Here is a 311-nt window from a genome sequence, read left to right as displayed (position 1 = left end):
GGAACGGCGCCGGAGCCCGGCTGATCGCCTCGGAGTCGCGGCAGGTGAACTTCTCCCGCACGTGCTGGATCACCTTCCATTGCCGCGGCACCACCTCCAGCGTCTCGGTGATATCCTCACCCAACTTGCGTAGCCGATGACCGCCGCAGCAGTGACAAGCAGTCGGCGCGGGCTCGACCATGCGTTCGCGCGGCAGATGCTCGGGAAATGGCTGGCGCGCGGGTCGCTTGCGCACATAAGGCGCCACCTCGGTGGTCCGGGCCGCAGCCTGTTCGGCGGCGATCTCGTCTTCCGTCGCGGTGCTCTGGAGT

At 67.8% G+C, this 311-nt stretch carries 1 protein-coding gene; it reads right to left on the bottom strand.

Annotation, left to right across the window (positions count from 1 at the left end):
* Positions 1-311, bottom strand: a 311-nt coding sequence (locus EN846_RS34345; RefSeq protein ID WP_189587216.1) for an IS66 family transposase zinc-finger binding domain-containing protein, incomplete at both ends; no start/stop codon positions are given.

Origin of the sequence: Mesorhizobium sp. M4B.F.Ca.ET.203.01.1.1 (assembly GCF_004791025.1) — a bacterium.
Classification (GTDB): Bacteria; Pseudomonadota; Alphaproteobacteria; order Rhizobiales; family Rhizobiaceae; genus Mesorhizobium; species Mesorhizobium abyssinicae.
Note: the sequence above shows the minus strand (reverse complement) of the source record. Positions and strands in the feature narration are given on the sequence as shown.